Annotated in this window: 11 protein-coding genes; 5 read left to right on the top strand and 6 right to left on the bottom strand. The window is 73.2% G+C overall.

Features of this window, described 5'->3' with window-relative positions; genetic code table 11:
* Positions 1 to 322: 322 nt before the first annotated feature.
* Complete coding sequence (gene rpsT, locus FOE67_RS04600; protein WP_182660679.1) at positions 323 to 589, bottom strand: 30S ribosomal protein S20; 267 nt, start codon at positions 587 to 589, stop codon at positions 323 to 325.
* Between the two features lie 405 nt (positions 590 to 994).
* Here rpsT and lepA point away from each other — a divergent pair, with 405 nt between their 5' ends.
* Both lepA and FOE67_RS04590 read left to right on the top strand, forming a co-directional pair.
* The gene (lepA, locus tag FOE67_RS04595) at positions 995 to 2,863 is read left to right on the top strand and encodes a translation elongation factor 4 (RefSeq protein ID WP_182660677.1); all 1,869 of its coding nucleotides are present in this window, start codon (positions 995 to 997) and stop codon (positions 2,861 to 2,863) included.
* Between the two features lie 406 nt (positions 2,864 to 3,269).
* A complete protein-coding gene (locus FOE67_RS04590) occupies positions 3,270 to 5,156 on the top strand; it encodes an AMP-dependent synthetase/ligase (RefSeq protein ID WP_182660675.1) in 1,887 nt (628 codons plus the stop codon).
* Positions 5,157 to 5,256: 100 nt separating this feature from the next.
* On the opposite strand, the gene hemW is transcribed toward FOE67_RS04590, so the two are convergent.
* The 3 genes from hemW to FOE67_RS04575 form a co-directional block, all read right to left on the bottom strand.
* Positions 5,257 to 6,489 (bottom strand): radical SAM family heme chaperone HemW, encoded by a 1,233-nt coding sequence (gene hemW, locus FOE67_RS04585; RefSeq protein ID WP_438874182.1) that lies wholly within the window; start codon positions 6,487 to 6,489, stop codon positions 5,257 to 5,259.
* Positions 6,490 to 6,556: 67 nt separating this feature from the next.
* A complete protein-coding gene (locus FOE67_RS04580; protein WP_182660681.1) occupies positions 6,557 to 7,408 on the bottom strand; it encodes a DUF3097 domain-containing protein in 852 nt (283 codons plus the stop codon).
* Between the two features lie 92 nt (positions 7,409 to 7,500).
* Positions 7,501 to 8,412 (bottom strand): MBL fold metallo-hydrolase, encoded by a 912-nt coding sequence (locus FOE67_RS04575; RefSeq protein WP_182660671.1) that lies wholly within the window; start codon positions 8,410 to 8,412, stop codon positions 7,501 to 7,503.
* A gap of 288 nt (positions 8,413 to 8,700) precedes the next feature.
* On the opposite strand from FOE67_RS04575, the gene hrcA reads away from it, so the two are divergent.
* Genes hrcA through FOE67_RS04560 form a run of 3 tightly spaced genes read left to right on the top strand, consistent with a single transcriptional unit; the run spans position 8,701 to position 11,650 of the window.
* Positions 8,701 to 9,717, top strand: coding sequence for a heat-inducible transcriptional repressor HrcA (hrcA, locus tag FOE67_RS04570; protein ID WP_182660669.1), 1,017 nt, complete (start codon positions 8,701 to 8,703; stop codon positions 9,715 to 9,717).
* A complete protein-coding gene (dnaJ, locus tag FOE67_RS04565; protein ID WP_182660667.1) occupies positions 9,718 to 10,848 on the top strand; it encodes a molecular chaperone DnaJ in 1,131 nt (376 codons plus the stop codon).
* A gap of 43 nt (positions 10,849 to 10,891) precedes the next feature.
* Positions 10,892 to 11,650 carry a 16S rRNA (uracil(1498)-N(3))-methyltransferase gene (locus FOE67_RS04560; protein WP_182660664.1) on the top strand — a complete coding sequence of 253 codons (759 nt, stop codon included), beginning with the start codon at positions 10,892 to 10,894 and terminating at the stop codon, positions 11,648 to 11,650.
* A gap of 30 nt (positions 11,651 to 11,680) precedes the next feature.
* Here FOE67_RS04560 and FOE67_RS04555 read toward each other — a convergent pair whose 3' ends face one another.
* Both FOE67_RS04555 and FOE67_RS04550 read right to left on the bottom strand, forming a co-directional pair.
* Complete coding sequence (locus tag FOE67_RS04555) at positions 11,681 to 11,869, bottom strand: methionine/alanine import family NSS transporter small subunit (RefSeq protein WP_182660662.1); 189 nt, start codon at positions 11,867 to 11,869, stop codon at positions 11,681 to 11,683.
* Entirely contained in the window at positions 11,869 to 13,533 is a 1,665-nt protein-coding gene (locus FOE67_RS04550) for a sodium-dependent transporter (RefSeq protein WP_182660660.1), read from the bottom strand. The genes FOE67_RS04555 and FOE67_RS04550 overlap by 1 nt, the downstream gene beginning before the upstream one ends.
* Between the last annotated feature and the right edge of the window lie 66 nt (positions 13,534 to 13,599).

The following is a 13,599-nucleotide window of genomic DNA, read 5'->3' as shown; positions in this document are numbered from 1 at the left end:
GGGCGGAGGGGCCGGCGTGCCCCACCCCGGAAACGCCGAGCCGGGCCCCTCCTCGAAGGGAGGGACCCGGCTCGGGGGAACGTCACGCGATCGGGATACCCGGTGTCCGATGCGCCGGAGGCGGTCTCGGGATCACCGGGGCGGGCGCCGCACGCACGCACGTGGCGAACGTCGGACGTGTGCGGGGCCCGGCACCGTCCGGGGCGGAGAGAGGGGCCGCCGGTTCCGGAACGGGATCGGCTCGAGGGGCGTGCGCTCCCCGGCGCGTGTCGGTTCGTCCGTCCGGCCGGGGGCCCGACGGGAACCGTCACCCGCGAAGGGGTCAGGCGTTCAGCGACCCGAGCTGCTTGGCCAGCGCCGACTTCTTGTTGGCGGCGTTGTTGGGGTGCAGCACACCCTTGCTGACGGCCTTGTCCAGCTTGCGGGAGGCGGCGCGGGTGGCGGCGCCGGCCTGCTCGGCGTCACCGGCCGCGACGGCCTCGCGGGCACGGCGGATGGCGGTCTTCAGCTCGGACTTGACGGCCTTGTTGCGCTGCCGGGCCTTCTCGTTGGTCTTGATGCGCTTGATCTGGGACTTGATGTTCGCCACGAAATGAGCCTTCTCGGGGTCGGGGGTTCCGATACGGGTGTCCCCGGTGGTCTCCGGCGCGGTGCCGGGGCGGGGACGGCGCCCGGTCCCCGCCGTCGGTCGGAGCCGACGCGCGCGCGGGACGGAGGCACGGCAGACGACTCTACCAGCGGGCCGAGTCCGGGTCCCAATCGGCGGGCCGGCCCCTCACCGGCGGGGTCGAATCGGCGCGGTGCCGGTGCCGGATCGCGTCGGGCCGCCGGGGGAACCGGCCCGGCGGCGGCCCTGCGACGGTGGGGTACGGCCGCCCCGCGTCGTCATGGGACCATGGGGGGAGAACCCCCTATCATCCCGGGAACCCGGGGCCCGGCCCGCCGGTCCCTCCCGGCCCGCAGAATCCCAGACCTCCACCCGACAGGACCCCGCGTGCCCGCGACGACCCTTTCGAACGCTCCGGAGCCGAGCCGCACCGATCCGGCCGTCATCCGCAACTTCTGCATCATCGCGCACATCGACCACGGCAAGTCGACCCTCGCCGACCGGATGCTCCAGCTCACCGAGGTGGTGGACAACCGGCAGATGCGCGCGCAGTACCTGGACCGGATGGACATCGAACGGGAACGCGGCATCACCATCAAGTCGCAGGCCGTGCGGATGCCGTGGGAGTACGAGGGCACCGCGCACATCCTGAACATGATCGACACCCCGGGCCACGTGGACTTCACCTACGAGGTCTCCCGTTCGCTGGCCGCCTGCGAGGGGTGCGTGCTGCTGGTCGACGCCGCCCAGGGCATCGAGGCGCAGACACTGGCCAACCTCTACCTGGCGATGGAGAACGACCTCACCATCATCCCGGTCCTCAACAAGATCGACCTGCCGGCGGCGCAGCCGGAGAAGTTCGCGGGCGAGCTGGCGCACCTGATCGGCTGCGAGCCCGACGAGGTGCTGCGGGTCTCGGCGAAGACCGGCGAGGGCGTGGGGGAGTTGCTGGACGAGGTGGTGCGCCGGGTGCCGCGCCCCGTCGGCGACGCCGACGCCCCGGCCCGCGCGATGATCTTCGACTCGGTCTACGACGCCTACCGGGGCGTGGTGACCTACGTGAAGATGGTCGACGGTCGGCTGGGGCACCGCGACCGGATCCGGATGATGTCCACCGGCGCCGGCCACGAGCTGTTGGAGATCGGTGTCAGCTCCCCGGAGATGACCGTCGCGGACGGCCTGTCGGTGGGTGAGGTGGGATACCTCATCACCGGGGTGAAGGACGTGCGGCAGTCCAAGGTGGGCGACACCGTCACCCACCAGCGCGAGGGTGCCACCGAGGCGCTGGGCGGCTACAAGGACCCCAAGCCGATGGTGTTCTCCGGCCTGTACCCGCTGGACGGCTCGGACTACCCGGACCTGCGCGACGCCCTGGACAAGCTGCAGCTCAACGACGCCGCGCTGGTCTACGAGCCGGAGACCTCGGCGGCGCTGGGCTTCGGTTTCCGGGTGGGCTTCCTGGGGCTGCTGCACCTGGAGGTCATCCGGGAACGCCTGGAGCGGGAGTTCGGCCTCGACCTGATCGCCACCGCCCCCAACGTCGTCTACACGGTGACGATGGAGGACGGCACCGAGCACGTGGTGACCAACCCCAGCGAGTACCCGACCGGCAAGATCGCCGAGGTCCGCGAGCCGGTGGTGCGGGCGACCCTGATCGCGCCCAGCGAGTTCATCGGGGCGATCATGGAGCTGTGCCAGAGCCGGCGCGGGTCCCTGCTGGGCATGGACTACCTCTCCGAGGAGCGCGTGGAGCTGCGCTACACCCTGCCGCTGGCCGAGATCGTCTTCGACTTCTTCGACGCCCTGAAGTCGAAGACCCGCGGCTACGCCTCCCTCGACTACGAGACCACCGGCGACCAGGCCGCCGACCTGGTGAAGGTCGACATCCTGCTGCACGGCGACAAGGTGGACGCCTTCTCGGCGATCGTGCACCGCGACAAGGCCTACGCGTACGGCGTGAAGATGGCCTCCAAGCTGCGGGAGCTGATCCCCCGGCAGCAGTTCGAGGTCCCGATCCAGGCGGCCATCGGCGCGCGGGTCATCGCCCGCGAGACGGTGCGCGCCATCCGCAAGGACGTGCTCTCCAAGTGTTACGGCGGTGACATCTCCCGCAAGCGGAAGCTGCTGGAGAAGCAGAAGGAGGGCAAGAAGCGGATGAAGGTCGTCGGCCGGGTGGAGGTGCCGCAGGAGGCGTTCATCGCGGCGCTCTCCTCCGACTCCGACGGCGGCGGCGAGAACAAGGGGCGCGGCAAGTAGGCGACCCGCCGACCCCGACGGCGAACGGGTCGGACGGCCGGGGCCGACACACCGCCCCGGCCGTCCGACCCGTTCGGCCCGATCCGATCCCCCGGACGGGGGAACCCGCCCACCGTTCGGGAGGCGGGGTCGGCGACGGGCCGCGACGGCGGGCGGGCCCCCCGGGGGGCGGGCCCTCCGGGCCCGCTTCCCCGCCCCGGGGCCCGTCGACCGGCCGCGATGCCCCGGTGCACGAGGGGGGCCTCGCGGCTCCCCCTCGCGTCGATCCTCCGGGCCGTAGAATGGGCACAGGCTCATATCGACCGGCACACGGACTCTTACGCGGGAGCGCCGGCCCATCTAGGGTGAGCGCCACTCGAGGTTACTCGTGAGTCACCCCAAAGAAGTGCGGGACCCGGAGGAAGTCGTGAGCGAGAAGCAGAATCCGATCGAGAATCGTCCGCCGTCCGTGGCGCACCTCTTCCTCGATCGGGTCGAGGCAACCCCCGACAAGGAGGCGTACCGCTACCCGGTGCCCTCCGCCGGCGACGGCCCCGACGACTGGCGCGCCTACACCTGGGGCGAGGCCGCGCAGCGCGTCTTCGCCATCGCCGCCGGACTCATGTCCCTGGGCATCCGCCCCGAGGAGCGGGTGGCCATCGCCTCCTCCACCCGGGTGGACTGGATCCTCGCCGACCTCGGCATCCTCTGCGCCGGCGCCGCCACCACCACGGTGTACCCGCAGACCAACGCCGACGAGACCGCCTTCATCCTGAAGGACTCCGGCAGCCGCGTCCTGATCGCGGAGGACGCCGCGCAGCTCGCGAAGGCCCGTGAGCGCCGCTCCGAGCTGCCGGACCTGGCGCACGTGGTCGTCATCGAGACCGCCGACGCGGTGGCCGCCCCGGAGGACCCGGAGGGGTGGGTGCTCTCCCTGGAGGAGCTGGCCGAGCGCGGCCGCGCCCACCTGGAGAAGAACCCCGAGGCGGTGCGGGAGTCCGTGGCCTCGCTGCGCGCCGACCAGCTGGCCACCCTCATCTACACCTCCGGCACCACCGGCCGGCCCAAGGGCGTGCGGTTGCGCCACGACGCGTGGTCCTACATGGGGTACGCCATCGAGGCCATCGAGCTGATGGAGCCGGACGACCTCTCCTACCTGTGGCTGCCGCTGGCCCACGTCTTCGGCAAGGTGCTGATCGCCGGCCAGATCAGGATCGGTCACTCGGCCGCCGTGGACGGTCGGGTCGAGAAGATCATCGAGAACCTGCCGGTGGTCCGCCCCACCTACATGGCCTCCGTGCCGCGCATCTTCGAGAAGGTCTACAACGGTGCCGCCAACAAGGCCCGGGAGGGCGGCGCGGCCAAGTACAAGATCTTCACGTGGGCGGCCGGGGTCGCGAAGGAGTACGGCCGGGTCACCCAGGACAACTTCTTCCGCACCGGCGTGCGCACCGCGCCCTTGGGCCTGCGGGTCAAGCACGCGGTCGCCGACAAGCTCGTCTACTCCAAGCTGCGCGAGCGCTTCGGCGGTCGGATGCGGGCCTGCGTCTCGGGGTCGGCGGCGCTCGCCCCGGAGATCGGTTACTTCTTCTCCGGTGCCGGTATCCACATCCTGGAGGGCTACGGCCTGACCGAGAGCAGCGCCGCCAACTTCGTGAACCCGGGCACCGCCTACCGCACCGGCACCGTCGGCAAGGCGCTGCCCGGCCTGGAGGTGCGCATCGCCGACGACGGCGAGATCCTGCTGCGCGGGCCCGGTGTCATGGAGGGCTACCACGGGCTGCCGGAGAAGACCGCCGAGGTGCTGGAGCCGGACGGCTGGTTCCACACCGGTGACATCGGCGAGCTGTCCGACGACGGCTACCTGCGGATCACCGACCGCAAGAAGGACCTGTTCAAGACCTCCGGCGGCAAGTACGTGGCGCCGACCGAGGTCGAGGGCCGGTTCAAGGCGGTGTGCCCCTACGTCTCGAACATCCTGGTCATCGGCGCGGACCGGAACTTCTGCACCGCGCTGATCGCCCTGGACGAGGTCTCCCTGATGGCCTGGGCGCAGGAGAACGGCCTGGAGGGCTCGGACTACGCGCAGGTGGTCGCCGATCCCCGCACCCGGGAGATGGTCGACGGGTACGTGCAGCAGCTCAACGAGGGTCTCCAGCGCTGGCAGACCATCAAGAAGTTCCGCATCCTGCCGCGCGACCTGGACGTGGAGCACGGGGAGCTCACCCCGAGCCTGAAGCTCAAGCGGCCGGTGGTGGAGAAGGAGTACGGCCACCTCATCGAGGAGATGTACGACGGCGCCAAGGTCGGCTGACCGGATCGTGCGACGGGGGCGGGACCACGGGGTCCCGCCCCCTCGGCGTGCCCGCCGGGCGTCGGACGGGCCTCGGACCGGGGGCGGGCGCGCGGACGGGTCAGTCGACCAGGTCCCGGGCCACCGCGTCGGCCAGCAGCCGGCCGCGCAGGGTCAGGGCCGCCCGTCCCGCGGCGAAGGCGTCCTCCCGCAGCAGGCCGTCGCCCAGGTACCGCTCGGCGGCGGCGCGACCGGCGGGCTCCAGCACCTCCAGCGGGCAGCCCTCGACCATGCGCAGTTCCAACAGGACGCGCTCGACGCGCCGCTCGGCGGCGGTCAGGACCTCCCTTCCCGCGCCGGGGGAACGCCCCTCGGTCAGCGCGCGGGCGTACGCGCCGGGATGGCGCGCGTTCCACCACCGCACCCCGCCGACGTGGCCGTGCGCGCCGGGGCCGGCGCCCCACCAGTCGCCGCCGGTCCAGTACAGCTCGTTGTGGCGACAGCGCCCGGCGGGCGAGGTCGCCCAGTTCGAGACCTCGTACCAGGAGAACCCGGCGGCGGAGAGCGTCTCCTCGGCGATCAGGTACCGGTCGGCGTGCACGTCGTCGTCGATGGACGGGATCTCGCCCCGCCGCACCCGGCGGGCCAGCGCGGTGCCCTCCTCCACGATGAGCGAGTAGGCCGACAGGTGGTCCGGGCCGGCACCGATCGCCGCCTCCAGGGAGGCCCGCCAGTCGTCGTCGCTCTCGCCCGGGGTGCCGTGGATGAGGTCCAGGCTGATGTGGTCGAACCCGGCGGCCCGGGCCTCGGCCACGCACTCCTCCGGGCGCCCGGGCCGGTGCCGGCGGTCCAGGATCCGCAGGACGTGCTCGCGCGCGCTCTGCATGCCGAAGGAGATCCGGGTGAAGCCGGCCTCGCGGAGGGCGGCGAGCCGGGCGGGGTCCACGGACTCGGGATTGGCCTCGATGGTGGCCTCCGCGTCCGGCGCCAGCCCGAACTCCTGCCGCAGCGCCTCCAGCAGCCGTCCCGGGTCCCGCACCGGCAGCAGGGTGGGGGTGCCGCCGCCCAGGAAGACGGTCTCCACCGGGCGGGGATCGTCCCCCAGCACCTTGCGGGCGAGCCGGATCTCCTCGATCAACAGGTCGGTGAAGTTCTCCCGGTTCACCCCGGCGCCCTCGGGGCCGCGCAGCTCCTCGGCGACGTAGGTGTTGAAGTCGCAGTAGCCGCAGCGGGAGGCGCAGAAGGGGACGTGCAGGTAGAAGCCGAGGGGGCGGCCGGCGGCGCCGTCGAGCGCGCCGGGCGGCAGCGAGCCGTCGGCGGGGACCGGCTCGCCCCCGAGGGGGATGGAAGGCATGGGTTCCATTGTCCCGGACGCGCTCCCGGGGCGGGGCCGGGACCGTCTGGCCCCGCGTTCGCGCGGGTCAGGGGCCGGTGGGGCCGCCCACGGTCACGTGGTCGATGAGGTGCTCCACCGGGCCCAGCAGCGCCGGCTCCAGGTCCCGGTAGGACCGCACCGACCCCAGGATGCGCCGCCAGGCGGCGCCGGTGTTCCCCGGCCAGCCCAGGGCCCGGCACACCCCGGTCTTCCAGTCCTGTCCCCGCGGCACCCGGGGCCAGGCGTCGATGCCCACCGAGGAGGGCTTGACCGCCTCCCACACGTCCACGAAGGGATGTCCGGTGACCAGCACGTGCTCCCCGGAGACCTCCGCCGCGATGCGGGATTCCTTGCTGCCGGGCACCAGGTGGTCCACCAACACGCCCAGGCGGGCGTCGGGTCCGGGGGAGAACTCCGCGACGATCGCCGGAAGGTCGTCGATGCCCTCCAGGTACTCGACGACGACCCCCTCGATCCGCAGGTCGTCACCCCACACCTTCTCCACCAGTTCGGCGTCGTGGCGCCCCTCGACGTAGATCCGCCCGGCGCGCGCCACCCGGGCTCGGGCCCCGGGGAGGGCCACCGATCCGGAGGCGGTCCGCCCCGGGGCCGGGGCGCCCGGCCGGTCCGGCGCGCGCTCCGGGCGCGGACGGACCAGGGTCACCGGCCGGCCCTCCAACAGGAAACCCGCCGGTTCCAGGGGGAAGACCCGCTGCTTGCCGAAGCGGTCCTCCAGGGTGACGGTGGGGCCCTGCGCGGTCCGCTCGCACCGGATCACGGCCCCGCAGAAGCCGGTGACCGCCTCCTCCACCACCAGGTCGGGCTCGGCGGGGACCTCGGGCACGGGGGCCCGCTTCCGCTTCCACGGCGGGGTGAGGTCGGGGCCGTACTCACGCATGCGCACCGGCCGAGTCTAGAACGACGTCCCCGTCCGGTCGGTGAGCGCGCGGGGGTGTCGTCCCCCGGCGCCGCGGGGGCGGCCCCCGGTGTTCACCCCTCGGTGGACGCCGCGAACCGTCCCGCCAGGGCCGCGCGTTGGGAGCGCAGGAAGGCGGCGTTCACCACCGCTCCGTGGCCGGGCACGTAACGGGCCCCCTCGCCGGCGACGCGCAGCAGTCGGTCGATCGCCCCGGGCCAGCCGGCGGGGTGGGCGTCCGGGCCGGCCTGCGGCTCGCCGGACTCCTCCACCACGTCCCCGCAGAAGACCACCGGCGGAATTCCCGGCGCGCCGGTCACCAGCAGGGCCAGGTCGTGGTGGGTGTGGGCGGGGCCGAGCCCCACCGCCACCACCCGGCGCCCGGCCGGGTGGGTCTCCGCGGGCAGGTCGAGGGTCGGGATCGACGCGGCGTTCCCGGCCGGGGGCACCTCCCGCCACTCCCACCGGCCGGCCGTCAGGGCCTCGCCGGCGGCGCGGGCGGAGTCGGGGTCCAGGCCGTGCCGGACGGCGTCCGCCACGAGGCCCGCCGGGTCCGCCGGCACGCCCGCCGCCGGCACGTCCCCGGAGAGCAGGGCCCGGGTGCCGGCCGCCGCCACGGGCACGGTGTCCGGGAGGCCGCCGAGCCCCAACAGGTGATCGAAGTGCGGGTGCGTGATCAGGACGTGTCGCACGGGGACACCCGCCACCCGTTCCGCCGACCGGCGCACCGCCGCACCCTCGGACGGGGTGGACCCGGTGTCCACGAGCACGGCCGCGGTCGGCCCGACGACCAGGCCCACCGTGGCGTCCCAGCCGGGCAGCCGACGGCGCAGCACGCCCGGCGCGACCCGCTCCCAGCCGTCCTCCCCGGCGGGCCCCGCGCCCTCGCCGGGGGCGTGCTCCCGGCCCTCCGCGGGCGCCCCGGGCCCGGTCCCGCGCACGGAGGGGGTGTCCCCGGGGGTGTCGTTCGGGTCGGTGATCGCCATGCCGTCGACCGTACCCGTCGGCCCCGGGACGCCCCCGGCGGACGGCCGTTCCCGGTGGGGCCCGCGGGCCGCTCCCGCACCGGCGTGCGGCGATTCCCGGTCACCACCGGCACCCTCGTCCCCCCACCGGGGCCGGCGCGGGGGCACCGGCGCGCGATACCGTCGAGCGGGCGGGCTTTCCCCGGCCGCGGTACCCGGCCGTACACTGGCTCCGGGACCTCTGGCACTCACCGGACGGGAGTGCCGGCACAGCAGGGCGGGTAACGGGCCGGACGGGAGGTGCGCGGCATGCTGAGCGAACGCAGACTTCAGGTGTTGCGGGCGATCGTCCAGGACTACGTGGGCACCCAGGAGCCGGTGGGGTCCAAGGCCCTCACCGAGCGGCACAACCTGCGGGTGTCCCCGGCGACGGTGCGCAACGACATGGCGGCGCTGGAGGAGGAGGGCTACATCGCCCAGCCCCACACCAGCGCGGGTCGGGTGCCCACGGACAAGGGCTACCGGCTCTTCGTGGACAAGCTCGCCGACGTCAAGCCCCTCTCGCGGGCCGAGCGCCGGGCGATCCGCAGCTTCCTGGAGAGCGCGGTGGACCTCGACGACGTGGTGGGTCGCACGGTGCGCCTGCTCGCGCAGTTGACCCGGCAGGTCGCCGTGGTCCAGTACCCCTCGCTCTCGCGTTCGACGGTGCGGCACGTGGAGTTGCTCGCCCTGGCCCCCGCGCGGGTGATGCTGGTGCTGATCACCGACACCGGCCGCGTCGAGCAGCGGGTCATCGACTGCCCCGCCCCGATCGGGGAGGCGTCCCTGGCCGATCTGCGGGCCCGGCTGAACGCCCGCATCGCGGGTGAGCGCTTCACCGAGGTTCCGCGCCTGGTGCAGGACCTCCCCGAGTCCTTCGACGCCGAGGACCGGGGGACGGTGCAGAGCGTGCTCGCCACCCTGCTGGAGACCCTGGTCGAGGAGACCGAGGAGCGGTTGATGATCGGCGGCACCGCCAACCTCACCCGCTTCGGGCAGGACTTCCCGCTCACCATCCGCCCGGTGCTCGAGGCGCTGGAGGAGCAGGTGGTGCTGCTCAAGCTGCTCGGTGAGGCCGGGAACTCGGAGATGACCGTTCGCATCGGGCGGGAGAACGCCCACGAGGGGCTCACCTCCACCTCGGTGGTGGCGGTGGGATACGGTTCCGGTGACGAGGCCGTGGCCAAGCTGGGTGTCGTCGGCCCCACCAGGATGGATTACCCCGGAACCATGGGTGCCGTGCGCGCGGTGGCCCGATACGTCGGACAGATCCTCGCGGAGAAATAAGTGGCGACTGACTACTACGCCGTCCTTGGTGTGCAGCGAGATGCCTCGCAGGATGAGATCAAGAAGGCGTTCCGACGTCTGGCCCGGGAACTGCACCCGGATGTGAATCCGGACCCCAAGACGCAGGAGCGGTTCAAGGAGATCAACACCGCCTACGAGGTGCTCTCCGACCCGCAGAAGAAGCAGATGTACGACCTGGGCGGCGACCCGATGGGCGGCGCCTCGGCCGGTGCGGGCTTCGGCGGCGCCGGGTTCGGCAACTTCTCCGACATCATGGACGCCTTCTTCGGCACCGCCGCCCAGCGCGGGCCGAAGTCGCGCACCCGTCGAGGTCAGGACGCCCTGATCCGGCTGGAGATCGACCTCAAGGAGGCGGCCTTCGGCACCACCCGGGAGATCCAGGTGGACACCGCCACCGTCTGCAACACCTGCAACGGCGAGGGGGCCGCGCCCGGCACCTCCGCGCAGACCTGCGACATGTGTCGCGGGCGCGGTGAGGTCTCCCAGGTCACCCGGTCCTTCCTCGGTCAGGTGATGACCTCCCGACCGTGTCCGCAGTGCCAGGGCTTCGGCACCGTGGTCCCCACCCCCTGCCCGGAGTGCGCGGGGGACGGCCGGGTGCGCTCGCGCCGGACGCTGACGGTGAAGATCCCGGCCGGTGTGGACAACGGCACCCGCATCCAGCTCGCCGGCGAGGGCGAGGTCGGTCCCGGTGGCGGCCCGCCCGGCGACCTGTACGTGGAGATCCGCGAGAAGCCGCACGAGGTCTTCCAGCGGCGCGGTGACGACCTGCACTGCACCGTGACCGTGCCGATGACCGCCGCCGCGCTGGGCACCAAGGTGCCGCTGGAGACCCTGGACGGCACCGAGGAGGTGGACATCCGACCCGGCACGCAGTCGGGGCAGTCCATCCCGCTGCACGGCCGCGGGGTCACCCACCTGCGGGGGAACGGCCGGGGCGATCTCGTGGTGCACGTCGAGGTGCAGACGCCGACCAAGCTCGACGCCGAGCAGGAGGAGTTGCTGCGCCGGTTGGCGGCGCTGCGCGGCGAGGAACGCCCCACGGGCCAGTTCCAGCCGGGCCAGCAGGGCTTGTTCTCCCGGCTCAAGGACGCCTGGAGCGGCCGGTGAGCCGGTCCACCGAGGGGCGGTCGGGCGGCCGGGGGACCCGGCGGTGACCGCCCCGCTCTTCGTGCACGGGGCCGTCGCCGGTGCCCGGACGGGCGAGGAGCTGTGGCTGGAGGGTCCGGAGGGCCGGCACGCCGTCTCGGTGAAGCGGCTGCGGATCGGTGAGGAACTGATCCTCGCCGACGGACTGGGCCACGGCGTGGCCGGCGAGGTGGTCGCGGTCGAGGGGCGCGACCGGTTGCGCGCGGTGGTGACCGCGGTGCGCCGGGAGCCGGTCCCCGAGCCCCCGGTGACCGTGGTGCAGGCGCTGCCGAAGGGCGACCGGGGCGAGGTGGCCGTGGAGACGCTCACCGAGACCGGGGTGGACACGATCGTCCCGTGGCAGGCCGCGCGGTGCGTGACCCGCTGGCGGGCCGAGCGCGGTGAGAAGGCGCTCACCAAGTGGCGGAACACCGCGCGGGAGGCGGGCAAGCAGTCCCGTCGGCTGCGGTTCCCCGAGGTCACCGGGGCGCACACCACCGAGGGCGTGGCCGCGTTGATCGCGGGGGCGATCGCTGCCGGTGGGACGGCCCTGGTGCTGCACGAATCGGCGTCCGTGCCCCTGGTCCGGGCCCTCGACCCCACCACCGGGGGACCGGTGGTGCTGGTGGTGGGCCCGGAGGGCGGCATCGCTCCGGAGGAGCTGACCGCCCTGGGGGAGGCGGGCGCCCGGCCGGTCCGGCTGGGTCCCGCCGTGCTGAGGACCTCCACCGCCGGGACGGTCGCCGCCGCGGTGGTGCTCTCCCGCACCCCCCGCTGGGCCTGATCCCGGCGGCCGGCGCGCCCGGCCGGGACGTCAGGGCCCGGGGCGGCCCGCCGGTCCGCCGGGAGGACCCGTCGCCCCGGGCGGGGGCTCGGGGTGCAGATCGGCCTCGGGCCCGGAGCCCGGGTCGGGGTGGCGGCGCAGGAGGACGAGGGCGACGGCCAGGCCGCCCCAGACCAGACCGATCGCGACGATCATCATGATGACGGCGCCCGCGGACATCAGGGGTTCCCCTTCCGGTCGGTGCGTCCCCGCTCCCGGGGGGCGCGGGTGTCGGAGGTGCCCGGGCCGCCGGGGGTGTTCGGCGGTCCCGGTGGGGCGCCCAGGGCGCCCCGCTTCGCCCCGGCGTCGGCCGGCGGTCCGGCCCGCCGGGAGAGCAGTGTCATCACCACGCCGAAGAGCAGCGCGGCCACCGCCACACCCCATCCCGCCCACAGCAGGAACGACGTGGCGTAACCCTCGTAGTTCTCGGAGAACTCGTCGATCAGGCTGTCGATCATCATCCAGCCCAGCACCAGCGGGGTGACCACCGCCAGGAAGAACCGCCACCAGCGGCCCAGCCGGATCGCCGAGGTCGCGTCGGCGTCCGCCTGCAGGACGGGCAGTTTGCGCAGGATCCAGGAGACGGTGATCACGATGACCAGGGCGGCCAGCGCGATGCCGTACTGGTTGATGAAGTGGTCGGCCGCGTCCAGCACGTACAGCCCGCCGTCCGTGGGGAAGAGCAGCAGGGAGACCACGGCGATCAGACCGCCGACCGACAGCACGGCGGGGACGCGGGCCATGCCGGTGCGGTCCTGCACGGCCGAGACCACCACCTGCACGATGCTGATGAGCGAGGAGATGCCGGCGACCACCAGGGAGCCGAAGAAGAGCACGCCGAAGAACCCGCCCAGCGGCATCTCCGAGATGATCTGCGGGAACGCCACGAAGGCCAGACCCAGCCCGGAGGTGGCCACCTCGTCCACCCCCACACCGGCGGCCGTGGCCATGAAGCCCAGGGTGGCGAAGACGCCGATGCCGGCGAAGATCTCGAAGGAACTGTTGGCGAAGCCGGCGACCAGACCCGAGCCGGTCAGGTCGGCGCGTCGCCGCAGGTAGGAGGCGTAGGTGATCATGATGCCGAAGCCGATGGACAGGGAGAAGAAGATCTGTCCGTAGGCGGCCACCCAGACGGTGCCGGAGGTCAGCGCCTCCCAGTCGGGGGAGAAGAAGGCGTCCAGGCCGAGTTCCGCGCCCTCCAGGGTGACCGCGCGGACCACGAGGATCAGGAAGAAGACCACCAGCAGCGGGATGAAGATCTTGTTGGCCCGCTCGATGCCGCGGCGCACGCCCAGGGCCAGGATGGCCAGGACCACCAGCCACACGGCGAGCAGGGGCCAGAACACACCGGGGACGAAGACCGAGAAGGAGCCCGGCGTGTCGGCGGTGCGCAGGAAGTCGCCGAACAGGAAGCCGTCCGGGTCGTCGCCCCAGCGCTGCCCGACCGAGAAGCCCACGTAGCGCACGGCCCAGGCGAGGATCACCGCGTAGTAGGTCGCGATGACGAAACAGATGGCGACCTGCCACCAGCCGATCGCCTCGGCGGGACGGGCCAGTTGGCGGAAGGCACCCGGCGGCGCGGCCCGGTACCGGCGGCCGATCGTGTACTCCAGGATCAGCAGCGGGATGCCCGCGGTGATCAGGGCGATGAGGTACGGCAGGAGGAAGGCGCCGCCACCGTTCTCGTAGCTGACGGCGGGGAAACGCCAGATGTTGCCCAGGCCGATGGCGGAGCCGATCGCGGCGAGGATGAAACCGGCCCGGGTGCCCCACTGTTCACGGGGCAGGCCCGGGACCGCGCCGGAGGGGCCGCCGGTGGGGGGTGGGGACGACTGCTGAGCCATCGCGAACTGCCCTTCGTGCTCCCGGGGTACGCGGTCGGGGTCGGATCGGGTCGGTCGGCATCGGAT

The sequence above is a fragment of the Streptomyces calidiresistens genome, assembly GCF_014141525.1.
Taxonomy (GTDB): Bacteria; Actinomycetota; Actinomycetes; order Streptomycetales; family Streptomycetaceae; genus Streptomyces; species Streptomyces calidiresistens.
This window is presented reverse-complemented; position numbering and strand designations above follow the sequence as displayed.